Here is a 23,867-nt window from a genome sequence, read left to right as displayed (position 1 = left end):
TATATAAATGAGTAAAATGATGAAGGGAGTCTCTAAACAGGCGCCCGGTTATGATCAAATGGAGTTTATCGACTTGCCTGTACCTGAAGCAGTTGATGACAAGGTATTAATCAAAGTAGCCTATACCGGTATTTGCGGTTCAGATATCCATACCTTTAAGGGCGAATATAAAAATCCAACTACACCAGTCGTACTTGGTCATGAATTCTCTGGGCAAGTCGTTGAAGTAGGAGAGAATGTCACAAAAGTAAAAGTTGGTGATCGGGTAACGAGTGAGACGACGTTTTATGTCTGCGGCGAATGCGACTATTGCAAAGAAAAACAATACAACCTGTGTCCGCATCGAAAAGGCATCGGAACCCAACAAAATGGTTCAATGGCGAATTATGTATTGGCTCGCGAAGAAAGCATCCACTTGCTGCCAGATCATTTAAGTTACGAGGGCGCGGCGATGAGTGAACCTTTAGCCTGCTGTGTGCATGCGATGTATCAAAAGAGTCACTTGGAGTTAAAGGATACGATCATTATCATGGGCCCTGGGCCGATCGGGTTGTATTTATTACAAATCGCAAAAGAAATCGGAGCCTTTGTGATTATGACCGGCATAACGAAAGATGCCCATCGTTTAGCGCTAGCGAAAAAACTTGGTGCGGATGTGATCGTTGATACGCTGACGGAAGATTTGGCGAAAGTAGTCAATGAAATCACAGATGGGTATGGTGTCGATAAAGTCTACGATGCTTCGGGTGCGGTGCCGGCTGTCAACGCCAGCTTGCCATTGATCCGTAAACAAGGACAATTCGTTCAAGTGGGGCTGTTCGCCAATAAAATGGTGGACCTTGATACTGAATCAATTATTCAACGAGAGATTGAATACATCGGCAGCCGTTCGCAAAATCCCTATGATTGGCCAATCGCGATTCATTTATTAGCCAAAGGCGCAATCAATATTGATGAGATGATTACGAAAAAATATCCGCTGACGGAATGGCGGGAAGCCTTTGATAAGGTGATGGAAGGCAATGAGATCAAAGTCATGATCGAATCGAACCCCGGAGAATTTTAATCAAGTAAGCTGTGCCAGAATGACTGGTGCAGCTTTTTTTGCATATTTCTGATTAGACCTATACGAGATATTTTCTTTAGAACGAGGAAAGTGTTATTTAAAACGCCGCAAAAAAAGAAACCGTTTACTATTTTTCCGGTTCAAGCTAGACTTAAGGATAAACTGAGATTGGGAGGGAACGAAATGGATCTTGATAATCGAAGCGTTCAGATTCTACAATCTGTCGCATCTACGGTAAAAATTTCATCTAAAGAAATCATGGAAAAGTATGATTTAACACGCAACCAGTTAGATTATGCTATTAAAAAAATCAATGATTACCTAGATGAAAATAACTATCGAAAGATCATCCGATCACGCAATGGTAGTTTTATAGTAGATATAAAGGTGGTGGATGCTTTTTCAGGAATCATGAATAATGAAAGTCGGTTGAAAGCAGACGAAAACAGCTTTTTAGATGAGGACCATCGTCTCCTGGTTATTTTATTACTGATTTTTTCCGCAGACTATCTTTCGTTGTATCATTTTTCAGAGAGTCTAGAGGTTAGTAAGAATACAATTGTTTCGGATATCAAAAAATTAAAGAAACGTTTGAAGAGGCATAAGCTGACGATCGATTATTCTAGAAAGGGTGGGTACTATTTTCGAGGAGATGAAGAAGCAATCCGCGGACTGATTCTTGTCGTGACAGACCAAGTAATGGATTCAATCTATAATCAGCTTATTTTTGAAAAATACTTAAGGATTCAATCCGAGGAAATTGATATCCAACGGAAAATGCTGCGTTTAGTGGAGGAAGAGTTGCAGGTTCAATATACGGATAATCGAATCCAGACAGCGCCTTATTTTTTGGTTTTACTAGATCGAAGAGTAAAAAATGCGCATACGATAGAGCAGCGTTTTGGCTTATTGGCAAAGGAAATTATGGATACCAATGAATACGCTGCAATTGTTAAAGTATTGGCAGGTTTGGAACTGTTGCCGAAATCCTATACGGAACATCTTTATCTCTGCTTATATATTCTTTCTCTGAAAATCACGGATCTAAGTAATATTTTTTCTCTCAACAAGGAAGCGTTACGAAAGCATATTGAACTATTTATCGCTCTGCTAGAAAAAAATACGATCATTCAGTTGAATGATAAAGCGCAACTAGTCGAGAATTTAGCGCTACATCTAACACCGGCATACTATCGGATTCGCTACGGGTTGACTTCTGACTATACGCTGACAGACATTGTCAAAAATCAATTAGATCCTTTATTCTTTATTGTGAAATCATCGATCGCTCCGTTGGAAGAATTTTTTGAAGAACGGATCCCTAATGATGAGATCTATTTGATCACTATGTTTATTGGCGCTTATATGCAGAAAGAAAAACCAATCAACCTTGATCATACAATTGTTAAAGCAGCAGTGGTTTGTCCCAATGGGATTATTAGTTCGAAGCTCCTTGAAAAAACATTAGATAACTGGTTCCCTATGATCCATTTTATTAGTTCCTTTTCGATTCGAGAATTCTATGAAAAAGAGCAGGGTATAGATGTCCAGTTGATTTTTTCAACCACTCCATTGACGACGAATTTACCAGTAATTGTCGTGGGGAATGATTTGTCATCAATGAATAAAACCTTGATCGTCAATGAAGTTATTCAATTGATTTATAAAATTGACAGCTATAAATTACAGCCAGATCATATTCTGTCAATCGTGAAAAAACATTTGCCTACGGATGCTGAAACGGAAGGGAAAATCCGTAAAGAGTTGATGATTTCTTACAACTCGATTTTTCAAATTCAAGACCAGGAAATTCTGACCAATGAAACCAAACTGAATTTAAGTGATTTGATTACAAAAGAGAGTATTATCATTTTGGATGAAGAATTAAGTTGGATAGAAGTCTTGCGTGCGGCAACACAAAATTTAATTGAACGTAAAATTGTTGAGACTAGTTACTTGAGACATTTAGAAGAGCAGTTTCCTGAGGTCACACCAAGTATTTTGCTGGGAAATCAAATCGTTATTCCCCATACGGTTCCTGAGAACGGAGCTCGTGAGTTAGGAATGTGCCTAGCGAAGGTGAATCAAGGATTCTCGAGTCATAATCAACATTATCGTTATGTTGTAGTTATTTCAGCGATTGATAAAAAAATGCATATTCAGCCGATGATGCAGCTTTTGAAAATCGCTAGTGATTCTACAGTGATTCAACGAATGGATCAGGCGCAAGATAAAGACTCGCTCTTAGAAATTATTCAAGAGTTTAGAAAATAATGTTTTCCCAAGCTCATTTCTGTTAAGAAGTGAGCTCTTTTTCTCTGGAGCGGGTTCCGTTTGAAAAGACACAAGGGAGAAAAAGGCTTGTGAAATCAAGGTTTTCAGCAAGTCATACAAATATTCCGGAATAGGTTGAGTAAAAAATGAGTTCAAAAGAAATTCAAAAGAAAGCGGTTCCGTGATATCTTTTGATTAAGCAAGAAGCAAAAAACAGAGCAGGAGGGATCAAGTGATCAAACGAGAATTGCTTTTTAGCAAAATGAAACCGCAAGATTATGAAGAGATGATTACGTTCTTGGGTGGGAAAATGGAGGAGTTGGGTTTTGTCAAACCCACTTATGTTCCAGCAGTTTTGGAAAGGGAGAAGGGATTTCCAACGGGACTGCAGATGGGAGACTATGGTATCGCGATTCCTCATACGGATCGAGAGCATGTTTATCAATCCGCGCTAGCTATCGCAACCTTGGCAGAACCGATCGAGGTTTGCTCAATGATTAATCCCGAGGATAAGGTCTGTGTTTCATTAGTCATTTTAATGGCTGTGGAGGATCCAGATGGACAGGTAAAAATGTTAAGCAAACTGATGGGACTTTTTCAGGATGTTGAAACACTGAAACGGTTAGAGAAAGCCTCATCGACAGAAGAAATGTACAGTATCGTGGCAAAAATGGAATTAGAAATAGCTTAGAAGAAAAAAGGAGGAACAGTAATGAAAAGATACAATGTATTATCGGTTTGCGGATCAGGAACAGTGACATCATCGATGGTAGCAGAAAAACTAAGAGAGACGTTGGAAGAAAAGGGCTATATTGTGGACACCACAGAGGCTAATCCAAATGAAGCATTGTCATTAGCAAAGACAGGGAAATTCGATTTTATTACCTACACGAGTCCACTGCCTGATGGAGATTATGAGATTCCAGTAGTGAACGCGATCGGCTTTTTAACAGGGTTTGGTGAGGATGAGTTCTTAGAAGAAGTAGATGAAGTATTGCTGGCATTGGAGAAATAGGTTTTTGAGAAAAGGTTGTTTTGGTTTCTTGCGAAAAGTAACAGTCGAGCTTTACTGAAATTGTTGGTAGAGCTGGAAAATACAAATAATATGAAAAAGGAGTAATGAGATGTTAGATACTTTAAAGAGCGTTTTTGATACGTTTGGTTCGGCTGTCTTTGTTCCGGTAATGATTTTTGTGGTTGCCAAAGTATTAAAGGTGAAGACCCAAAAAGCATTTTTATCTGGATTGTATGCAGGTGTAGGATTAATGGGCTTTACACTGATTTTGAACTCATACACCCCAATTATTTCAAAAGTTGTTCAGCAAATGGTGGATCAAACAGGAATCAATCTTCCCGCCTTTGATGTGGGCTGGCAGGCAACCGCACTAGTGGCGTACTCGACAGAAGCCGGAATGATCTATCTAGTAATCGCATTAGTATTGCAAACGGTGCTGTTTTTGGTGAAATGGACCAACGTCTTCCAACCGTCAGATTTGTGGAACAACTATTCATATATGGTTTGGGGATCGATGGTCTATCTAGCGACAAAAAATATGATTTTAGCAGTGGTGTTAATGTGCTTACTGAATATGTATAGCTTGTTGTTGTCAGAAATGTTAGCCAGAAGATGGTCTAGTTATTATCATTATCCGAATTGTACGATCATCGCTATGCATAATATCGAACCAGGGATCTTTGCCTTATTAATGGACCCGATTTGGAACATGCTCGGTCTGCACAAAGTACGTTTGAATCCTCAAGGTTTACAAAAGAAGTTAGGGTTCTTAGGTGAACCAATTTCGCTTGGGTTGTTCTTAGGACTGTTTTTAGGAGTTTTGGGAAATATCAGTAATTTAGCAGAATTATCTGCATGGGGACAAATCACAGAAGTGGCGATCGCAACGAGTGCGGTAATGGCAATCTTCCCGAAAGTAGCAGGAATCTTCTCACAAGCCTTCAACCCGATCTCACAAGCGGCAAGTAAGAATGTTCGCGGCAATAATGAAGGTCGTGAATGGTACCTTGGTGTAAACGATGCAACTGGATATGGTGAACCGGCGACATTGATCTCTGGAATCCTGTTGATTCCAATCATGGTCTTTATCGCGATGATCTTACCAGGTAATCAAACATTGCCAGTCGTTGACTTGTTGGCGATTCCGTACATGGTTCAAGCATTGGTTTGTTTATCGAATGGGAATATTGCGAAAACATTGCTTAACGGTGTCATCTGGTTCAGCTTAGGATTGTATATGTGTTCATACACGGCACCAATGTTTACGGAAATCGCACAAACAGTAGGCGTTACTTTACCAGCGGGGGCCTTGATGGTAACGAGTTTCAATATTTTAGGAAAACCTATTTTTGGCCTGATCTTCTTAGCGTTTTTAAGTCAGAATCCATTGTGGATCGGCTTGACGATCATCGCATACTTTGTTGTTTATTTCTTATTCCGTAAAAATAAAGAAGCATTTTATGGCTATGTTGAACGCGCTGCGGCGAAAAACAGTGGTGAGATTCCAGAAGCCAAAACAAAGGTTGCTTAATAGAAAAGGATGAAAGTTCATGACAAAAAAGATGAGAGCAAGTGTCTTAGTAAAACCCGGTGTGTTGGAAGTGCAAGAGGTGGATATTCCAGAAATCGGTGAAGAGGAAGTACTAGTCAAAGTCGCTTACGCGGGGATCTGCGGCTCAGATGTACCCCGCGCAAACTTAGAAGATGGCGCACGAATGTATCCGCTCATTTTAGGACATGAATTTAGTGGAACCGTCGATCGAGTAGGATCAAAGGTCACTAAAGTTCAAGTCGGAGACAAGATCGCTGTTGCACCATTGATTCCAGATCCAACTTCTGAATACACAAAAGAAGGATCATATGGACTCAGTGATAATTATAACATAATCGGTACCGGCAGTAATGGGGCCTTTGCAGAATACGTGAAAGTTCCCGAAGAGCATTGTGTGGTCATGCCAGAGGATTTGGATCTGTTGTCAGCCGCAGGAGTAGAACCGGCGACGATTAGTTGGCATGCTATGCAGCGTTCAAATATGAAGGTCGGCGATACCGTTGCGGTACTTGGCTGTGGGCCAATTGGTCAATTTGCCATCCAAATCGCGAAAATATTCGGCGCTAAAAAAGTAATCGCAGTCGATATTTTTGATGACAAACTAACGTTGGCAAAACAGCTTGGTGCAGATGTGACCATTAACAGCAAAGAGCAGGATTTAGAAGAAGTGATCAGAAAAGAAACCGGTTTAGGTGTACATGTAGTGATTGAAACAGCTGGTAGTAAATTTACACAAAAACAGGCGTTACTAATCACTCGCAAGCATGGCACAGTCGTACTTGTGGGTATTTCCCATCAAGACCTGCCGCTGTCTGAGCATGAAGCTGAACGGATCATGCGGGCAGAATTGACAATCACGGGTTCGTGGAATTCCTATACAGCGCCCTATCCGGGTCGGGCGTGGGAAGCGACATTGGAAGAAATGTCTAAACGCCGAATCAAATTTAAAGAGATGGTGAGTAATGAAATCACCTTAACCGATTTGCCAGATGTGCTGCCTAAGATGTTTAAACGCGAGCTTGCATATAACAAAATCGTTGTTGCCGTTAATCCAGAATAAGAGGGGACCGAATCGATGTTAGAACAATTAAAAGAAGAAGTATTTCAAGCCAATTTAGCTTTACCTAAGCACGGGCTAATTAAATATACGTGGGGCAATGTCAGCGCCTATGATCCCGAAACAAAGTATTTTGTAATTAAACCTAGCGGAGTCAGCTATGAAGAAATGAAAGCCTCGGACATGGTCGTCGTTGATTTAGACAACAATGTAATCGAAGGACAGTTGAATCCTTCATCGGACACGCCGACTCATGCAGTGTTGTATAAGGAATTTCCAGAAATTGGCGGGATCGTACACACGCATTCGACTTGGGCGGCTGCCTGGGCGCAATCTGGTTTGGATGTTCCAGCGATGGGGACGACGCATGCAGATACTTTTTATGGATCCGTTCCATGTGCCCGATTTTTAAGTCAATATGAAATCGATGAAGGCTATGAGTACGAAACGGGCTGTGTCATTGTAGAGACCTTTAAACAGCGTGAACTCAAACCTTTGGAAGTTCCTGGGGTGTTGCTTCACGGACACGGTCCCTTTACTTGGGGCAAGGATGCAAATAGCGCCGTGATGAACGCAGTGGTGCTGGAAGAAGTCTGTAAAATGAACTTGTTGACTCGGCAATTAAATACTTTTGCCGAGGAATTACCGCAACGTGTACTGGACAAGCATTATTTACGCAAGCATGGTGCGAATGCTTACTATGGGCAGAAATAGGAATTAATCTGGAAGGAGGATTGCAATGATTAGCGAATTATTTGTTTTGATTGGACTGGCCTTTTTCATCAAAATATTTTTTGATGGTGCCAAAAAGCTGGTTATTGGAGCTAATGGAGATGTTGTCAAAAGTAAAACGTATTTGATCCATGGCGTATTGGGTGTGGCCTTTCTGATCGTTGCTCGACTCATTACGATCCTCCTTTAATTTTCGAGTAATGGAGGATGATGGAATGAAGCTTCATGAGATCAATCAGGCTCCTTTTATTAAAGAAATGTGCGAAGCAACAAGTCAACTGTGGGCCTATGGATGGGCAGAGCGAAATGGCGGAAACATTAGCTATCGATTACCGAAAGAGGAAGTAAAATATTATCTTAATGTCAATAAGGCTAAACGAATACTTCCACTGGATTTTTCTGTAAAAGCTTTATCAGGAGAGGTATTTCTCGTTTCAGGCTCCGGTAAGTATTTTAAAAATATCGCGAAAAATCCAGCAGACAGTTTGGCGATTATTCGAATCAGCGAAACTGGGAATTCATATGAACTGTTATGGGGGTTAGAAGGTGGCGATCTGCCGACGAGTGAACTGGCCTCACATCTTCAATGTCACGAAGTTCGCTTGGCAAAAGATCCTGAACATCGTGTCATTCTGCACACGCATGCAACTGCGATTTCAGCGATGACGTTTATCCATGATTTGGATGAGAGAAAATTCACTAAAACGTTATGGCAAATGATCACAGAGTGTCTAGTAGTTTTTCCAGATGGTGTATCCGTCTTACCCTGGATGGTTGCTGGAACCAGTCAATTAGGTGCCGCGTCAGCAGAAAAAATGCGTGCTTCACGGATTGTTGTTTGGCCGCATCATGGAATTATGGGTGCCGGACAAACAATGGATGAGGCCTTTGGTTTAGTAGAAACAGTAGAAAAAGCGGCGAGAATCTATCTGGAAATCTGCTCAACAGGCCAAGAAATCAAACAGTGCATCAGTGATCAGCAACTACTAGACCTGGCAGCAAAGTTTCACGTGGAACCAAGGCAGGGGATATTAATGAAAGAGGGAAGCTATGATGACTAGTATCGTCGTAATCGGTGATCCCTTCGTTTCAGCAGAAAATCTAGCTGCTGCTGCCAAAGGATTGTTGTTAGAGCAGCCTCTTGATATCCAAAGTTTTGAGTGGCAGAGTGAAAAATCGCGTTCAGAATTTCGTGAGATAATTAAAGTCTTGGAACAAAATGGACCGAATGATTTTGAGCTAGCTTCAGAAATGGTTGAAGCTATAAAAAATGCGGAGTATCTGCTGATTCACTTGGCGCCCGTGTCGCGCAAATTATTGACGTATGCAAAAAAATTGAAGGTTATCGGAACCTGTCGCGGTGGACTAGAGCATATTGATTTAGCAGCAGTACAAGAACGACCGCAGCTTTCAGTTATCAATGTAATTCGAAACGCCGAGCCAGTCGCTGATTTTACGATTGGCTTAATGTACGCTACGGTGCGCAATATCGCGGCTTCCGCCATTCAGGTAAAAAGTGGTAACTGGCCGCAAAATTTTCCCAATGATGCCTACAAAACTTCTTTTTCTAACTTAAAGGTCGGCTTAGTCGGTTTAGGTCATATTGGAAAAATTGTTGCCAAACGGCTATCTGCTTTAGGAATCGACGTTAGCGCGTATGATGCTTTTTCTGATCAGATGACACTAAACAAAGAAGGGTATCAGATCAAGCTGAAAAGTTTAGCTGAGATTTTCAGCGAGTCGGATGTTGTCTCACTACATTTACGGGTGGTCCCAGAAACCAAAAATCTCATTGATTACTCGCTATTGAAATTGATGAAACCCAATGCTTATCTAATAAATACCGCACGACCGGATATCATTAATCGCAGGGACTTGCTTGACTGTTTACAGAATAAGAAAATCGCTGGTGCAGGCATTGATGTTTTATGGGAAGAACCCGTTGATCCGGATGAACCTCTACTTGGATTAGATAATGTTGTAATCACGTCGCATATTGCTGGGGACACAATCGACGCAATTGAACGCTCACCCCAACTGCTGCAAACAGAAATGAATAAGGTGTTGCAAAAAGCTTAAGTAGATGATTCTACTTAGGCTTTTTTCGCTTTTCACAAATTAGTGTACCTTTTTTCTGTTGTTCAAAAAAAAAAGCGTATTAAATAATTTTAGGAAGCGCTTTATACTTGGCGTGTAATTAAGAGGAGGGAACACAAAAATGTCAGATTGGTTAGACGTTGCAGGAAAAAAAGTGATCGTAACAGGCGGTTCTTCTGGGATTGGGGCAAGCATTATCAAAGAATTGTTGGAACAAGGAGTGATTGTCGCGAACTTCGATCTTCAACCTGGTAAGGTAATTCATGAGCGACTTTACTATTTTCAAACAGATATTTCAGATCGGCAGCAAGTGGAAGAAAATGTAGCAAAAGTTGTTAAGGAATTAGGACAAATTGATGGGTTAATTAATAATGCCGGAATTAATGTACCGCGATTATTGGTGGACGAAGAAAATCCGCATGGTCAGTTTGAATTATCTGATGAGGTTTTTGACAAAATGATGGCGATCAACCAAAAGGGGCTCTTTCTAATGACGCAAGCGGTGACAAGGACAATGATAAAGAGACATGAAGGTGTAATTATCAATATGTCTTCTGAATGTGGATTGGAAGGTTCAGAAGGACAAAGTCCCTATGCTGCAACTAAGGCAGCAGTAAATAGTTTTACACGGTCATGGTCTAAAGAGTTAGGTAAGCAAGGAATTCGGGTTGTAGGAATAGCTCCTGGAATTATGGAAGAGACCGGTCTACGTACGGAAGCTTACGAGACAGCGTTAGCCTATACAAGAGGAATCACTGTTGAAGAGCTTCGTAAGAACTATGATAAAACCACGACGATTCCACTGGGACGGAGCGGAAGGCTCAGTGAAGTCGCTGATTTAGTATGCTATTATTTATCTGACCGGTCTAGTTATATTACAGGTGTTACGACCAACGTCGCTGGAGGAAAGACACGAGGATAAGAGAAGGTGGGGTAATAGGATGGCATTAATCAATCGCTGGTATCAATTATTGCAGCATTTTATTACTCATGATCGCTTGAGTCTGAGTGAACTGCAAAAAATAACGGATACGAGTGCACAAACCACCAAAAAAGCAATTCAATTATTAAATGATCAGATGGACAGAATTGCATTGATTGAAGAAAAAGGACACAGCTATTCACTAAAAGTGCTGGACTCGCAACAGTTTTCAGAAGTTATGAATGGTAGTTTAAAACAACGAACGGATTTCAACTCTAGTACGAAACGAATGGCTGTTTTGATTGATTGCTTTATGAAACAAGAAGATTACGTTGTTATTGATGATTTATCTGAGGAACTAGGAGTCAGTCGTTCAACAGTCAATAAGGATTTGCGGAATTTAAAGCAGCTGATGGCGAGGTATCAAATTTCACTGATTGGTACACCTAATAAAGGATTGCGAATATCTGGCGTCGAATCACAGTTGCGATTACTTTATCTGCATCATGCCTATGATTATTTGGAGCAACCAACCTTAAGCAATGATTTGCTGCAGCGAATTGATGCGATTGCGTTGAGTAAGAAATTGGATTTCCGTACATTGGGATTATTGCAAAAGACAATTATTTTAACGATACAGAGAATTCAGGCAGGAAAATCCTTAAAACAAGAAGTGCCTTATTATGTGAATTATTTTGCGGGAGACCAGTTATTGGAAGAGCTGTTTGTTAGTTTGGCAACGGATTACAGCTTAACTATTAGTACTTTTGATTTTGACTTTCTCTGTTTCCCGCTCAATATTTTCAACAATAATTTGGTTTCTGAGCAGCAGGCAGACAATCAAGAAGTGAAGACGTTGTTCCGGTATATGATGGAGCAAATCAATGCTGCTGTAATTATTAATCTAGACCAAGAAGTATTGTTTCAGGATTTGCGGGCCCATTTCATGTTTTTGATCAATCGGATTATTTTTCAAGTTGAAACCTATGATATATTTCGTGAGGAGTTTAAACAGAAACATGCATTTGCGCATGAACTAGCAGAATTGGGGATTGCAGCGTTAGCGGATTTTTTACAAAAGCCCATTCAGCAGTCCGAGCTTTCCTATTTAGCTATTTACTTTGAGCTGGCATTGAAATCAGAAGCCCAACCGAAGATGAAGGAGATTGCAGTGGTATGCAATACTGGAAAAGGTACTGCCTTAATGATCAAACGTCAGCTGACAACCGTTTTAGGTCCGAATATCCGAATTGCTCATTATTCAGAGGAAGAATATGAAACAAAGGATTTGGATCGCTACTTTGCAGTATTTACAACAGTTCCGTTGAAGCATACTAAGGCAACAACAGCTGTAATCAAGCTGACGGATCTGTTTAACGAGAACTGGCTTTTAAGTGAATGGAAGCGGATTGTCGCTTCAAAGGCTGCTTCGTTCGAGCATATTCAGTTTTCTTTCGAACACTTAGATAAACAGTTGGCGTATGAAGAGAACTTAATTGAACTGTTGGGAAAATTACGAGCTAAACAGCTAATTGATGATTCCTTTGCTGATTATATCTTGACGAAAGCTCAAGAGGAATCTGCAGTGATTGATAATGGGATCGCTTTCCCACATGGGATCAATCGTCAAAGTGATGAAATTCTTGTAACTATCGGAATCTATCCAGAAGGAAAATCAATCGAAGACATTGAACTTATTTTTCTGGTCGCCATTCCAGAAAATCTAACGTTGACGATGGAGGATGAGTTGTTAAGTTTTTATGACACGATTTTTGTTATCTCTTCCAGCTTGTCGTTGCGAGAGCAAGTCAAGGGAATAAATAGTAAGGAAGAATATCGACAATTACTGGTGAAAGGGATCTAGTGGGTAAGGGTGTTAGGAGTTATTTCTTTGCACCAGAAGGGAGCGAGTATCGTATGAATATCTTTGTTTTAGGCGCTATTGCAATTATTGCTTACATTCTCCAGATTTTCTTAGGAATGAAGCAGATCAAGAATTTTAATGCTGTTTATATTCGAATGAAGCGTAAAGGAAAGGTCGCGATTGGTCGTCGACCCGGCAAGCTTGTCTCTGGGACGATCTTGTTGCTAGGAGTTGATGAAGCAGGAATGATTAAAGAAGCGGAAATGATGCAAGGGACTTCAATCTTGGCACGCTTCAAACCCCATCCGCAATTTATCGGAATCGATATCCATCAACTAACGGAAGCAGAGATGTTGATGAAAGAAAATAAATTAACCCGCCAAGCAGCAGCCAATGCGCAAAAAATTTATTTAGAAGTAGAAAAAGGCAGTCATCGTGATGAAACTCCAGTATCGCCAATCTTCAATCTAGGAAATCAATTATCATTAATGAAATTATCGCTTCAAAACAAATTTACAAAGAGGAGTGTTTAAAAATGGATTATATTACAAAATTTGCGGAAGGCTTTATGAGTCTCTTCCAAACAGGTGCTGAAACTTTTATAAGCTGGATGACAGGAATTGTCCCAGTAGTGTTGATGTTGATGGTAGCAATGAATACGTTGATTGCTTTTCTAGGAGAAGAGCGAGTGACAAAAGTCGCAAAAGTATCTTCGAGAAATCCTGTGACGCGTTATCTAGTGCTACCTTTTGTCTCAGCCTTCATGTTAGGGAATCCTATGTCCTTTACCACGGCTCGCTTTTTACCAGAGTTTTATAAGCCAAGTTATTATGCTTCAAATGCTCAATTCTGTCATACCAGTAACGGTGTTTTTCCTCATATTAATCCTGGAGAGTTGTTTGTATGGATGGGAATTGCGCAAGGAATCACACAATTGGGATTGAATTCGATGGAATTGGCGATTCGCTATATGTTTGTTGGGCTAGTCATGAATTTTATCGGCGGTTGGACGACTGATTTTACCACTGCGCTTGTATGTAAACAGCAAGGCATTCAATTAAGTAAAACCGTTGATGAAGTTGCGGTAACAGAATAAGATTGAGGGGGAAATGAAAAATGGCTTATAATAGTATAAAAATTGTAAAAGGTTCAGGCGGATATGGCGGACCTTTAGTGATTACACCAACAGAGGAAAAACATAAATTTGTTTATGTGACTGGCGGCGGCGATAAACCAAGTATCGTTGATAAGATTGAAGAGTTATCTGGGATGGAATCGGTCAATGGCTTCAAGACTTCGATACCTGATAATGAAATCGCTTTAGCTATCATTGATTGCGGCGGGACTTTGCGTTGTGGAATTTATCCGAAAAAAAATATTCCAACGGTGAACATTGTCCCCACTGGAAAAAGCGGACCATTAGCACAATACATTAATGAAGAAATTTACGTGTCTGCTGTTGGTATAAATCAGATTATGTTAGCGGATGAATCCGAAGCAGCAAACAAGCCGGCATTTATTACAGAAGAGAAGCCAGAGCGTGAGTTTAAATACTCAACAGACAAGAAAATTACGGAACAAAAAGCCGAACAAAAGAGTTTTATCGCCAGAATTGGGATGGGTGCCGGAAAAGTTGTAGCGACTTTTAACCAATCGGCTCGTGAAGGTGTTCAGACAATGATAAACACGGTGATTCCTTTCATGGCATTTGTATCATTACTGATTGGGATTATTCAAGGGTCTGGTGTGGGTACAGTATTTGCTAATCTAATGAAGCCATTGGCAGGAAATGTGTTCGGATTGATCATTATCGGCTTCATCTGTTCGCTACCATTCTTGTCGCCATTGTTAGGACCTGGCGCGGTTATCAGCCAAATCTTAGGTACCTTGATCGGCGTAGAGATTGGGAAAGGGAATATCCCACCGCAATTGGCGTTGCCAGCACTATTTGCCATTAACACGCAAAATGCCTGTGACTTTATTCCGGTTGGACTGGGTCTAGAAGAAGCCGAAGCTGAGACTGTTGAAGTAGGTGTGCCATCAGTCCTATATTCACGTTTTCTAAATGGTGTTCCACGAGTAATTGTTGCTTGGTTAGCAAGTTTTGGATTGTATAGTTAAAAATGTTTGGAGAGATGAAAGATGATTTTTGAGACGCAAGTAACCAATATTGGTCCGGAAGCTGAGATGTTTCAGCAAGAAAAGATGCTGATTTTTTTCGGTGATGATGCGCCGGAAACGTTGGCGGATTATTGTTATAACATCCAATTGACGCCATCGACTGACGAAATCACGGCAGGAATGAACTTTTTCTTTGATGATCAGTCATATAAAATCACGGCAGTAGGTGACGTAGTGAAGAAGAATCTAGATGATTTAGGACATATCACTCTGCGTTTTGATGGATCAGAAACAGCGGAGCTTCCAGGGACGCTGTATGTAGAAGACAAATTGATGCCGAATATCACTGTAGGTACAAAAATAGCGATTCATTAAGAATACTCATCTAAGAGTTGCATTTAACCAGTTTAAATGTACACTTTTAGATGAGTGTTTTTGCGAGTTCCGTTTTTCGCAGTTTATTAAAGAGGCGAGTTCTTGTAACAATTTTTTCTTGAATAATGAACGGTCTGTTTAGCGGAATCGTATGCGTACGAAGATGAGCTCATTTTTCACGATTTTTGGAAAATGGTTCCTTACTCTGAGCTAGTTGCGAGTTCTGCTTTTCGCAGTTTATTAAAGAGGCGAGTTCTTATAACAATTTTTTCTTGAATAATGAACGGTCTGTTTAGCGGAATCGTATGCGTACGAAGATGAGCTCATTTTTCACGATTTTTGAAAAATGAAATCAACAGTATTGAGCTAGCGGTCAGTTTCTCTTCTCGCTTTAGCGTGATTAGAGAAATGATATGAGTACGAAAAATGACTTCAAGTATAATGAGTTACCTGGGAAATTTAACGAATGAGGCGATAATATGAAACTTAGACCGAAGGAAACAACGGCGTATCAAGAACATTTTTTAATGGATCGTGATACGCTCAAACAGTATGTCGTGGAAAAATTGGGCGCTTTTCCTGACGATGCATCCATCGAGGTGACCGAGATTGGTGACGGGAATATTAACTATGTTTTTCGTGTGGTGAACGCAACAACGAAAGAAAGCTTGATTATTAAACAAGCTGATGTTCTGCTGCGTTCTTCAGGCAGACCGTTGGATATCGAGCGGAATCGGATCGAAGCAGAGATTTTGCAGTTGCAAAATGAGTTGGCACCACAGTTTGTTCCAGAGGTTTATTATTATGATCAAAAGATGTATGCTGTGACGATGGAGGATATTTCAGAATATCAAAATATGCGCTACGAATTGATCAAGAAACGAACTTTTCCTAATTTTAGCGAGGAAATCGCTGAGTACTTAGCACGCACATTGCTCTTAACGAGCGATCTTGTGCTGGATCGGGATGAAAAAAAGCGGCGTGTTAAAGCTTTTATCAATCCTGAGATGTGTGATATCAGTGAAGACTTAGTGTTCACTGAGCCCTATGATGATTATAAACAACGAAATATCGTGACAACTGGCAATGAACGATTTGTTGAGGAGAATTTGTATCAGAATGAACCATTGCAAGTAGAAGTCGGACTGCTGCGAAATAATTTCATGAATAATGCTCAATCATTGCTGCATGGGGATCTTCATACAGGTTCGATCTTTATCAATCAAACAGGTTTGAAGGTGATTGATCCAGAGTTCGCCTTCTATGGTCCAGCGGGATATGATATCGGTAATGTGTTGGCTCATCTGTATTTTCCAATGGTAAAAAATCTGTTTGATTCAACGAGGGATCCAGATTTTCATCAGTGGAGCAAAGAAACGATCGCAGCAGTTTACGATCAAGTCCAAGTCAAATTAGAGAAGTATTATGATGAAGCGGTAGCTTTTCCGTTGTATCGGAATCATGCATTTAAAGAAACAATGCTGCGAGGAATGATGGCAGATGCAGTCGGCTATGCTGGAACGGAGATTATTCGCAGAGTTGTAGGGGATTCGAAGGTCAAAGAATTGTCCTTGATACCCGCTGAGCAAAAAATCGCAGCAGAACGACTATTACTGAAGATAGGCGTTCAATTAATTATCAATCGGCAACACATCACTAGTGGAGGTCAGCTAGTTGATGGAATAGATGAATTAGCAGGTGAGTAGAGTGGAAAGACAAGATTATACAATGCCAACGTTATTGCAATATGAGAATGTCGCGTGGTATGAAAACGGCAAAGTTCGTATATTGGATCGGCGAATTTATCCGACACGAGTCGAATTTGTTGAATGTGAAACCCATCAATCGGTGGCACAAGCGATTACAGATATGGTAACGCAAAGCGCGGGACCCTATACTGCGGCGGGGATGGGCATGGCGTTAGCCGCCGAGGAAAGCAAAGAGCTAGAAGCAGCAGATCAACTCGCTTATCTGAAAAAAGCGTCACACACGATCGCCAATGCACGTCCAACGACGGCGAATCGCATGATGCTGATCACAGAAAAATGTGTCACAGTGGCAGAGCTAGCATTGAAAAAAGGCGAAGATCCAGCGGAGGCAATCAAACAAAATACGGTTGATTCTTTGAATCGGCGATACTATACGATGGATCAGGTCGCCAAATATTTGATCGAAAAAATTCCTGATGAGGGAACAGTTTTGACCCAATGCTTCGGGGAAACGATTATCGGAATGCTGCTGCGAGAAGCGATCGAGCAGAAAAAAACGTTGCGTTTCTTTTGTGCAGAGACACGTCCTTATTTGCAGGGGGCTCGCTTAACTGCTAGCTGCTGTGCTGAAATGGGGTTTGAAACGACGGTCGTTTCTGATAATATGATTGCGTATTTGATGGAGCACGAAAATATCGATCTGTTTACTTCGGCAGCGGACACGATCGCTCAAGATGGTTATATCGCCAATAAGGTTGGTACTTATCAAATCGCGATCTTAGCTCAACGTTTTGGTATTCCTTATTTTGTCACAGGGATCCCTGATATGGATAAAACAAGTCACGAGAGTATCAAGATCGAAATGCGTGATCCTGAACAGGTCATGGAGTTGAATGGGATCAAGCATACCTTAGATGGGGTTCATGCTATCTATCCGTCCTTTGATATTACACCACCTGAATTGATCGGAGCTGTAGTAACAGATCGCGGTATTTTCTCACCGTATGACTTGAAACGATATATCAAAGAGCAGCCTGAAAATAATTTTTATTGATTGGAGCAAAAGATGAAATACCTAAAAGAACGTGAGCGAATCGTTGAGTACGGCAAAAAGCTCATCACTGAAAAGTTGACGACAGGTACTGGCGGCAACATTAGCATTTATTTACCTGAAGAGGAAGCGATGCTGATCAGTCCAAGCGGCATTCCTTATTTTGAAACGAGATTGGAAGATATCGTGATGATGGATCTTCACGGGAATGTCTTGGAAGGGACACGCAAACCATCAAGCGAGTATGATCTTCACAGTATTTTTTACGCGAATCGACCAGACGTCCGTTCTGTCGTCCATACTCATTCAGAATACGCGACGACCTTTGCTTGTCTACAGCAGGAAATCGAGCCGCTTCATTACATCATTGGTTCCGTGGGTGAAAAAATTCGCTGCTGTGAATACAAAACCTTTGGCACGCGTGAATTGGCTGAGGAAGCCCACAACTTTATTCATGATGACAACGGTATTTTGTTAGGAAATCATGGTGTTTTGACTATTGGACCTGACTTAGCCAGCGCTTTTGGCGTTGCGAAAGATATTGAGTTTCTAGCTAAACTTGATTATCGAGCTCGCTGCATTGGGAAGCCTAAATTATTAAATCAAGATCAAATGAAGGAAGTCTTAGAGAAGTTCGAGACCTACGGACAACAATAATTGGAATCAAGCCGCTGCTTTGGCTCAGGTCAAAGCAGCGGTTTTTGTTTTTTCGTTTGAGTAAAATTAATCTTTAATAATTGATCACTCGTTCACAAGAGGTGTGCTATAACACAGCTTCTGTAAATTGGTCTATGATTTTTTCAATTAGAGTGCAAGTTGGCAGAACAACTATTGATGTTAGTAAGATTGTGAAACAACCTTCAAAAAAATGCTTTTTTCTATTATATTTTCGAAATTGAAACCCTCTGCTTTTTGCGATGCACGTTATTTTAAGAATGTGTAATTGTGACTGGATATTTCTGATAACCATTTCAATTTGATAGAAATTATCTGTATTTTGCTGATATATCACGTTTTTTACGGTATGAATTATTTTTGTAACATATGTTCCAAATGATAGAAAATGATAGTTTGTGAAAAGAAAGCGTTGACATGTTATTAACCGATGTTATACTAAAGGTGTCTTAAGTCATATGTCAATGTGTTTGTCATATGTCAAAAAAGTATGGAGGGGTAATAATGACACTTTATGGGAAGCTTTTGGAAAGAGAAAGAAACGGTGCACCAATCAAGGTTGGGGTAATTGGTGCAGGCCAAATGGGTTTTGGGATGATTGCTCAGATTTCAACGATTCCAGGTATGGCTGTTACAGGGATCAGTGATATCAATAAGGATGCCGCACAGCGAGCAGCGGATGCCTACAATGCAAGTGCAGAGAAAAAAGTGGATATCTTAGTCAGCTCAGATTTTAAAGAAATTATTCATTCGGAAAAAGTAGAAGTGATTGTTGATGCGACAGGAGTCCCAGAAGTTGGTGCACAAATCTCGCTGGAAACGCTGTTAGCGAAAAAACACATTGTATTACTGAACGTGGAAGTGGATATCACGATTGGACCATTGATGAAGAAAATGTATGATTCGGCTAACTTAGTTTACACAGGTTCTGATGGTGACGAACCGGCTGCGACTACAGAGTTGTTCGAATTTGCGAAGAGCATGGGAATGGAAGTCTTGGTTGCAGGTAAAGGAAAGAATAACAAATTAAAAGTCGGCGCAAATCCAGATACCGCCCAAGCAGAAGCGGACTCTAAACAAATGTCTAGCCACATGTTGGCAGCCTTCCAAGATGGTACGAAGACCATGGCTGAGATGAACCTATTGTCCAATGCGATCGGTTTTATTCCTGATAAGGTTGGGATGCATGGTATCAGCGGTGATGTCGATTCAGTAGTTAAGGACTTAGATCTTAAAGAAAATGGCGGCGTTTTAGATAAATATGGTGTTGTAGAATATGTTGATGGCTTGGCGCCAGGTGTATTTGTTATCGTCAAAGGACAAAATGATGGTGCTCGTCATGAATTAAGCTACTTGATGAAGAAGGGTGATCGCGACCATCATATCTTGTATCGCCCATACCACTTAGCTAGTTTAGAAACACCGATCACGATTGCGAAAGCTGTTTTGAATCATGATCACGCAATCGTGCCATTAGGCGCTCCGATTTCAGAAACTGTTGCAGTGGCGAAGAAAGACATCAAAGCGGGCGAAAAAATTGATGGAATCGGCGGCTATTGTGTACGTGGTGTGTTAGAAACGCACGAGGACCTAGTGAAAAACAACAATGTACCGATCGGCTTAGTTGGCGGTTCATCGGTTGCAAAACGCGATATCAAAGACGGAACATTCTTGACTTATGATGATATCGAGATTGATGAATCAACCACTGTTTATCGATTGCGGAAACTTCAAGATTCAACGTTTGGCGGGTAAGGAAAAAATGAAGCAGGTGGGGGTAGGACCTTCATCTGCTTTTGGGAAGGAGCAGGACGATGAGTGGCTTAGTGATTGTTTTGATCGTTTTGATGCTTAGTCAAAGTCTGCTAAGCATCGTTCAGGTGAAGTATTATCAAAGCTTCATCAAGAAAATCACCACAGAACAGGCAGGAACAGAATATGAATTTTATACGGAAGTAGTCAAGGGTAGAATCTTGCGGACGATCGTTGCAGTGGTTGTTGATGCAGACGGCAAAGTCATTCAGTGTTACATCTGTAAAGGATTGACAATTTTTGCTCGTTTCAAAGAGGCGCAAGCATACAGAGGCGCGCGATTAGTCAACTACAGTGCGGCTGCACAGGAAAAAAAGGCACCACAAATTGATAGAGCTTTGGCGCAAATTTACTCGCGGAAATTGGAAGCGGTTACCTAAAAGAGGGAGGATTTTATAATGAAATATATCGAGTGGGCAGGTAAAAATTTTATTGGCATGTTTGAAGCTGGCGGCGAACAGTTTATGGGCTACATGACTGGGATCGTTCCATTATTGATTGTACTGTTAACCTTTACTTATTCAGTTATTGCATTTATTGGTGAAGAGCGTGTCGATAGAGCCATCCGCTATTGTTCAAAATACATGATTCTGCGTTACTCATTGATGCCGATCTTAGCGGTCTTGATGCTGACGAACCCGATGGCTTACACCTTTGGAAAGTTTGTTAAGGAAGAAGAAAAACCAGCGTTCTATGATGCCGCCGTATCATTCGTTCATCCAGTTACTGGTTTGTTCCCTTATGCAAATGCTGGAGAGCTCTTTGTTTATCTAGGTATCGCAAATGGGGTGACCAAAGCAGGATTTAGTCAATCAAGTTTGGCTGTTCGTTACTTCCTAGTAGGGATCGTGGTCATCTTGATTCGTGGGATCGTCACGGAAAGACTGACAAAATTCATGATGGCTAGAGAAGCGAAGAAAGCAGCTGTATAAAGGAGGAAGCGAAATGTACAAAACAGTATTTGTAAAACCTGGAAGTAAGGGTTGGGGCGTTGGTCTAACATTAGTTCCATCAGAACAAAAAAATAAGGTTGTTTCTGTTACAGGCGGTGGAATCCATCCAGTTGCGCAACAAATCGCGGACTTGACTGGCTGTGAGGCTTGTGACGGATTTAAGAATCAAATTCCAGAAGAAGAAACCCTTTGTGCGGTGATTGATTGCGGCGGAACGGCTCGAATCGGTGTATACCCCATGAAACGGATTCCGACAGTTGATGTGTTGCCTTCGTCTCCTTCAGGACCGCTTTCCAAGCATATCACTGAAGATATCTTTGTTTCAGGTGTTCGACCAGAGGACGTGTCGATCTTAGAAGAGGCAAATTTAGAAGATCGACAAATGGCCGCAGTTAATCATGCTCATGCACAAGATGCAGAATCAGCAGCAACGACAGAAAAAATAGTCACTGAAGGTCGCGAATCGGATGAAGAATTCAAAGAGAGATATGCTAAACTGAAAGAAGATCATAAAGAAGAACAGGCGAAGAAAGATAGCTTTTTAGTCCGTTTCTCTCGTGGAATCGGCGGTGTTATGAGTACCTTTTATCAATCAGGACGAGATGCATTGGATATGTTGTTGAAAAACATCATTCCATTTATGGCTTTCATCAGTATGATTGTTGGGATTATCAATTATACCGGTGTTGGTGACTGGTTGGCTAAAGTGCTTTCGCCATTAGCTGGATCATTGCCGGGGATGATCGTCTTAGCTTTGATTTGTAGCATCCCGATCCTGTCGCCAATCTTAGGTCCGGGTGCGGTAATCTCACAGGTTATCGGGGTATTGATTGGGACACAGATTGCCAATGGTTCGATTCCTGTGCAGTATGCATTACCAGCATTGTTTGCGATTAATGCGCATGTAGGGTGCGATTTTATACCGGTAGGTTTGTCATTAGGAGAAGCAAAACCGGAAACAGTAGCGATCGGTGTACCTGCGATTTTATATGGTCGGATGTTAACAGGGTTCACAGCGGTAATCTTGGCATGGTTGGCTAGTTTTGGAATGTATTAAAAACTGTTTGAATGGAGCGAATTGATTGATGGTAAAATCTAAAATTGTTGAAATCGGCAGCATGGTGCCAGCTTTTGAGGAAGAACGACTGGTTATTTTGTTCGGACCTACTGCAACTGCAGAGTTGAGAGATATTTGCGTGATTCATGAATTTGAAGACCGCCCGAAGGATGCATTGAAAATCGGCGGAAAAATCAAATTTGGTGATCAAGAATTTACGATTGAAGAAGTCGGTTCACAGGCGAATGCGAATTTTGAAGAATTAGGACATATTTCGATTTATTTTCGTAACGCGATCGGAGAGATCTTACCGGGAGCAATCATCGTCAGCCCAGGTATTTTTCCAGACTTCGAAATCGGTGGCGTCATCGAAATTAGTTAGTTAAAAGGTCGAAGATGTGCCGAAATGAGGTGCATCTTCGACCTTTTTATTTAAGCCAAGAGGTTATGAAACGAAGCACTATTGCACTGCGAATTTTAAATTTTTGTTCTCCTTTTTTCACTTGCACGCTCGTGAAATCACTCGTATAGTGGATGAGACCAAAAGTTGTTCAGAGGATGGGATCAAAATGGCTATAAAACATAATCGCGACATCGTAAAAGTGGCTACGATGTACTACAAAAAGAATTTGAAACAGTCGGAGATCGCTAAACGTCTGGGCATCTCTCGTTCGCTGGTTTCAAAATATTTGAATGATGCAAAAAATGAAGGAATTGTTGATATTTTTATCAAAAGCGAGAGCGCTTACTCCATCGAGTTGGAATTGGCGTTGGAGGAAACATTTGGGCTGAAAAAGGCCGCGGTGTTAGACACCAGCAGCCTGCGCAAAGATGAAATCGAACGTTTGCTGGTCCAAACCGCGATTACTGCTTTTCAGAAAGAAATCGCTAAGGCTCAGACGATCGGGCTATCTTGGGGGAAAATGCTGCGGGGGATCGTCGATGAATATCCCTACGAGAATCATGCGGATGCCACCATTATTCCCTTGATCGGCGGATTGGGATCAGAGCTGGTGGATGTCCATTCCAATCAATTGGCCTATGATTTAGCTAAAAAGTTGCGGGCTAAGTGTAAGTATTTATATGCACCAGCGTTAGTGGATAATGCTTTTATTAAAAAGAGTTTGATCGAGAATGAAGGCATTCGTGACGTTTTGGATGCAGGAAGAAATGTCGATTTCGCTTTGGTTGGGATCGCGAGTCCCTTTTCTAAGAACAATACGATGACTGAAATCGGTTATGTAGATCAGCAGGATATCGATGAGCTGGAAAAGCTGGCAGTGATCGGAGACGTCAATTCGAAATTCATTGATCATAATGGACAGGAAGTCGCCTGCGAGATCAATGAAAACGTCATTGGATTGAGTGTTGGTGATGTCCGGAAAATTTCAAATGTCGCAGTTGCCTGTTATGAGGAAAGTAAAAAAGATGTGTTGTATGTTGGAACAAAGACCAAGATTTTTACTCACATTACAGTGACGGACAGCTTGGCAGAATACTTATTAGAACAAGCAAAAAACGAGGCGCATTGAGCG

General features: G+C 41.0%; 25 protein-coding genes. All 25 read left to right on the top strand.

Features of this window, described 5'->3' with window-relative positions; genetic code table 11:
* The first annotated feature begins 7 nt into the window (after positions 1-7).
* Positions 8-1,066, top strand: a complete 1,059-nt coding sequence (locus AC4J95_RS01555; RefSeq protein WP_494548322.1) for a zinc-binding dehydrogenase — start codon at positions 8-10, stop codon at positions 1,064-1,066.
* 183 nt (positions 1,067-1,249) lie between these two features.
* Positions 1,250-3,340 (top strand): BglG family transcription antiterminator, encoded by a 2,091-nt coding sequence (locus AC4J95_RS01550; protein ID WP_494548321.1) that lies wholly within the window; start codon positions 1,250-1,252, stop codon positions 3,338-3,340.
* Positions 3,341-3,572: 232 nt separating this feature from the next.
* Complete coding sequence (locus tag AC4J95_RS01545) at positions 3,573-4,031, top strand: PTS sugar transporter subunit IIA (RefSeq protein ID WP_494548320.1); 459 nt, start codon at positions 3,573-3,575, stop codon at positions 4,029-4,031.
* A gap of 21 nt (positions 4,032-4,052) precedes the next feature.
* A complete protein-coding gene (locus tag AC4J95_RS01540; RefSeq protein WP_316402244.1) occupies positions 4,053-4,355 on the top strand; it encodes a PTS sugar transporter subunit IIB in 303 nt (100 codons plus the stop codon).
* Positions 4,356-4,464: 109 nt separating this feature from the next.
* The gene (locus tag AC4J95_RS01535) at positions 4,465-5,886 is read left to right on the top strand and encodes a PTS galactitol transporter subunit IIC (RefSeq protein ID WP_494548319.1); all 1,422 of its coding nucleotides are present in this window, start codon (positions 4,465-4,467) and stop codon (positions 5,884-5,886) included.
* A gap of 19 nt (positions 5,887-5,905) precedes the next feature.
* On the top strand, positions 5,906-6,967 hold the full coding sequence (locus AC4J95_RS01530; protein WP_494548318.1) for a galactitol-1-phosphate 5-dehydrogenase: 1,062 nt from the start codon (positions 5,906-5,908) through the stop codon (positions 6,965-6,967).
* A 15-nt stretch (positions 6,968-6,982) separates the two neighbouring features.
* Positions 6,983-7,678: an L-ribulose-5-phosphate 4-epimerase gene (locus AC4J95_RS01525; RefSeq protein ID WP_494548317.1), complete on the top strand. Its 696-nt coding sequence runs from the start codon at positions 6,983-6,985 to the stop codon at positions 7,676-7,678.
* 25 nt (positions 7,679-7,703) lie between these two features.
* Positions 7,704-7,886 carry a hypothetical protein gene (locus AC4J95_RS01520; protein ID WP_494548316.1) on the top strand — a complete coding sequence of 61 codons (183 nt, stop codon included), beginning with the start codon at positions 7,704-7,706 and terminating at the stop codon, positions 7,884-7,886.
* Between the two features lie 25 nt (positions 7,887-7,911).
* Positions 7,912-8,757 carry a rhamnulose-1-phosphate aldolase gene (gene rhaD / locus AC4J95_RS01515; RefSeq protein ID WP_494548315.1) on the top strand — a complete coding sequence of 282 codons (846 nt, stop codon included), beginning with the start codon at positions 7,912-7,914 and terminating at the stop codon, positions 8,755-8,757.
* Positions 8,750-9,775 carry an NAD(P)-dependent oxidoreductase gene (locus AC4J95_RS01510; RefSeq protein ID WP_494548353.1) on the top strand — a complete coding sequence of 342 codons (1,026 nt, stop codon included), beginning with the start codon at positions 8,750-8,752 and terminating at the stop codon, positions 9,773-9,775. The genes rhaD and AC4J95_RS01510 overlap by 8 nt, the downstream gene beginning before the upstream one ends.
* A 139-nt stretch (positions 9,776-9,914) precedes the next feature.
* Positions 9,915-10,715 carry an SDR family oxidoreductase gene (locus AC4J95_RS01505; protein WP_494548314.1) on the top strand — a complete coding sequence of 267 codons (801 nt, stop codon included), beginning with the start codon at positions 9,915-9,917 and terminating at the stop codon, positions 10,713-10,715.
* Between the two features lie 19 nt (positions 10,716-10,734).
* Positions 10,735-12,579, top strand: a complete 1,845-nt coding sequence (locus AC4J95_RS01500) for a BglG family transcription antiterminator (RefSeq protein WP_494548313.1) — start codon at positions 10,735-10,737, stop codon at positions 12,577-12,579.
* A gap of 53 nt (positions 12,580-12,632) precedes the next feature.
* A complete protein-coding gene (locus tag AC4J95_RS01495; protein WP_494548312.1) occupies positions 12,633-13,112 on the top strand; it encodes a transcriptional regulator GutM in 480 nt (159 codons plus the stop codon).
* A gap of 2 nt (positions 13,113-13,114) precedes the next feature.
* Positions 13,115-13,675 carry a PTS glucitol/sorbitol transporter subunit IIC gene (srlA, locus tag AC4J95_RS01490; protein ID WP_494548311.1) on the top strand — a complete coding sequence of 187 codons (561 nt, stop codon included), beginning with the start codon at positions 13,115-13,117 and terminating at the stop codon, positions 13,673-13,675.
* A 20-nt stretch (positions 13,676-13,695) separates the two neighbouring features.
* Complete coding sequence (gene srlE / locus AC4J95_RS01485) at positions 13,696-14,700, top strand: PTS glucitol/sorbitol transporter subunit IIB (protein WP_494548310.1); 1,005 nt, start codon at positions 13,696-13,698, stop codon at positions 14,698-14,700.
* A 21-nt stretch (positions 14,701-14,721) separates the two neighbouring features.
* Positions 14,722-15,075 (top strand): PTS glucitol/sorbitol transporter subunit IIA, encoded by a 354-nt coding sequence (locus tag AC4J95_RS01480; RefSeq protein WP_494548309.1) that lies wholly within the window; start codon positions 14,722-14,724, stop codon positions 15,073-15,075.
* A gap of 479 nt (positions 15,076-15,554) precedes the next feature.
* On the top strand, positions 15,555-16,781 hold the full coding sequence (gene mtnK, locus AC4J95_RS01475) for an S-methyl-5-thioribose kinase (protein WP_494548308.1): 1,227 nt from the start codon (positions 15,555-15,557) through the stop codon (positions 16,779-16,781).
* A gap of 1 nt (position 16,782) precedes the next feature.
* Positions 16,783-17,838, top strand: coding sequence for a s-methyl-5-thioribose-1-phosphate isomerase (locus AC4J95_RS01470; protein ID WP_494548307.1), 1,056 nt, complete (start codon positions 16,783-16,785; stop codon positions 17,836-17,838).
* A 12-nt stretch (positions 17,839-17,850) separates the two neighbouring features.
* Positions 17,851-18,492, top strand: a complete 642-nt coding sequence (locus tag AC4J95_RS01465; protein ID WP_494548306.1) for an L-fuculose-phosphate aldolase — start codon at positions 17,851-17,853, stop codon at positions 18,490-18,492.
* Positions 18,493-19,014: 522 nt separating this feature from the next.
* The gene (locus AC4J95_RS01460) at positions 19,015-20,265 is read left to right on the top strand and encodes an NAD(P)H-dependent oxidoreductase (protein ID WP_316402260.1); all 1,251 of its coding nucleotides are present in this window, start codon (positions 19,015-19,017) and stop codon (positions 20,263-20,265) included.
* A 59-nt stretch (positions 20,266-20,324) separates the two neighbouring features.
* Entirely contained in the window at positions 20,325-20,702 is a 378-nt protein-coding gene (locus AC4J95_RS01455; protein ID WP_494548305.1) for a transcriptional regulator GutM, read from the top strand.
* 18 nt (positions 20,703-20,720) lie between these two features.
* On the top strand, positions 20,721-21,254 hold the full coding sequence (gene srlA / locus AC4J95_RS01450; RefSeq protein WP_494548304.1) for a PTS glucitol/sorbitol transporter subunit IIC: 534 nt from the start codon (positions 20,721-20,723) through the stop codon (positions 21,252-21,254).
* A gap of 13 nt (positions 21,255-21,267) precedes the next feature.
* The gene (srlE, locus tag AC4J95_RS01445; RefSeq protein WP_316402263.1) at positions 21,268-22,332 is read left to right on the top strand and encodes a PTS glucitol/sorbitol transporter subunit IIB; all 1,065 of its coding nucleotides are present in this window, start codon (positions 21,268-21,270) and stop codon (positions 22,330-22,332) included.
* Between the two features lie 28 nt (positions 22,333-22,360).
* A complete protein-coding gene (locus AC4J95_RS01440) occupies positions 22,361-22,714 on the top strand; it encodes a PTS glucitol/sorbitol transporter subunit IIA (RefSeq protein WP_316402264.1) in 354 nt (117 codons plus the stop codon).
* Positions 22,715-22,901: 187 nt separating this feature from the next.
* On the top strand, positions 22,902-23,864 hold the full coding sequence (locus tag AC4J95_RS01435) for a sugar-binding transcriptional regulator (protein WP_494548303.1): 963 nt from the start codon (positions 22,902-22,904) through the stop codon (positions 23,862-23,864).
* Positions 23,865-23,867 lie beyond the last annotated feature (3 nt).

The organism is Enterococcus sp. GPZ-007 (assembly GCF_059374735.1).
This window is presented reverse-complemented; position numbering and strand designations above follow the sequence as displayed.

Excerpts from the sequence above, each read along its gene's own strand:
- AC4J95_RS01555 (WP_494548322.1), top strand. The coding sequence starts at position 8 with ATGAGTAAAATGATGAAGGGAGTCTCTAAACAGGCGCCCGGTTATGAT.
- AC4J95_RS01550 (WP_494548321.1), top strand. The coding sequence starts at position 1,250 with ATGGATCTTGATAATCGAAGCGTTCAGATTCTACAATCTGTCGCATCT.
- AC4J95_RS01540 (WP_316402244.1), top strand. The coding sequence starts at position 4,053 with ATGAAAAGATACAATGTATTATCGGTTTGCGGATCAGGAACAGTGACA.
- AC4J95_RS01535 (WP_494548319.1), top strand. The coding sequence starts at position 4,465 with ATGTTAGATACTTTAAAGAGCGTTTTTGATACGTTTGGTTCGGCTGTC.
- AC4J95_RS01530 (WP_494548318.1), top strand. The coding sequence starts at position 5,906 with ATGACAAAAAAGATGAGAGCAAGTGTCTTAGTAAAACCCGGTGTGTTG.
- AC4J95_RS01525 (WP_494548317.1), top strand. The coding sequence starts at position 6,983 with ATGTTAGAACAATTAAAAGAAGAAGTATTTCAAGCCAATTTAGCTTTA.
- AC4J95_RS01520 (WP_494548316.1), top strand. The coding sequence starts at position 7,704 with ATGATTAGCGAATTATTTGTTTTGATTGGACTGGCCTTTTTCATCAAA.
- rhaD (WP_494548315.1), top strand. The coding sequence starts at position 7,912 with ATGAAGCTTCATGAGATCAATCAGGCTCCTTTTATTAAAGAAATGTGC.
- AC4J95_RS01510 (WP_494548353.1), top strand. The coding sequence starts at position 8,750 with ATGACTAGTATCGTCGTAATCGGTGATCCCTTCGTTTCAGCAGAAAAT.
- AC4J95_RS01505 (WP_494548314.1), top strand. The coding sequence starts at position 9,915 with ATGTCAGATTGGTTAGACGTTGCAGGAAAAAAAGTGATCGTAACAGGC.
- AC4J95_RS01500 (WP_494548313.1), top strand. The coding sequence starts at position 10,735 with ATGGCATTAATCAATCGCTGGTATCAATTATTGCAGCATTTTATTACT.
- AC4J95_RS01495 (WP_494548312.1), top strand. The coding sequence starts at position 12,633 with ATGAATATCTTTGTTTTAGGCGCTATTGCAATTATTGCTTACATTCTC.
- srlA (WP_494548311.1), top strand. The coding sequence starts at position 13,115 with ATGGATTATATTACAAAATTTGCGGAAGGCTTTATGAGTCTCTTCCAA.
- srlE (WP_494548310.1), top strand. The coding sequence starts at position 13,696 with ATGGCTTATAATAGTATAAAAATTGTAAAAGGTTCAGGCGGATATGGC.
- AC4J95_RS01480 (WP_494548309.1), top strand. The coding sequence starts at position 14,722 with ATGATTTTTGAGACGCAAGTAACCAATATTGGTCCGGAAGCTGAGATG.
- mtnK (WP_494548308.1), top strand. The coding sequence starts at position 15,555 with ATGAAACTTAGACCGAAGGAAACAACGGCGTATCAAGAACATTTTTTA.
- AC4J95_RS01465 (WP_494548306.1), top strand. The coding sequence starts at position 17,851 with ATGAAATACCTAAAAGAACGTGAGCGAATCGTTGAGTACGGCAAAAAG.
- AC4J95_RS01460 (WP_316402260.1), top strand. The coding sequence starts at position 19,015 with ATGACACTTTATGGGAAGCTTTTGGAAAGAGAAAGAAACGGTGCACCA.
- AC4J95_RS01455 (WP_494548305.1), top strand. The coding sequence starts at position 20,325 with ATGAGTGGCTTAGTGATTGTTTTGATCGTTTTGATGCTTAGTCAAAGT.
- srlA (WP_494548304.1), top strand. The coding sequence starts at position 20,721 with ATGAAATATATCGAGTGGGCAGGTAAAAATTTTATTGGCATGTTTGAA.
- srlE (WP_316402263.1), top strand. The coding sequence starts at position 21,268 with ATGTACAAAACAGTATTTGTAAAACCTGGAAGTAAGGGTTGGGGCGTT.
- AC4J95_RS01440 (WP_316402264.1), top strand. The coding sequence starts at position 22,361 with ATGGTAAAATCTAAAATTGTTGAAATCGGCAGCATGGTGCCAGCTTTT.
- AC4J95_RS01435 (WP_494548303.1), top strand. The coding sequence starts at position 22,902 with ATGGCTATAAAACATAATCGCGACATCGTAAAAGTGGCTACGATGTAC.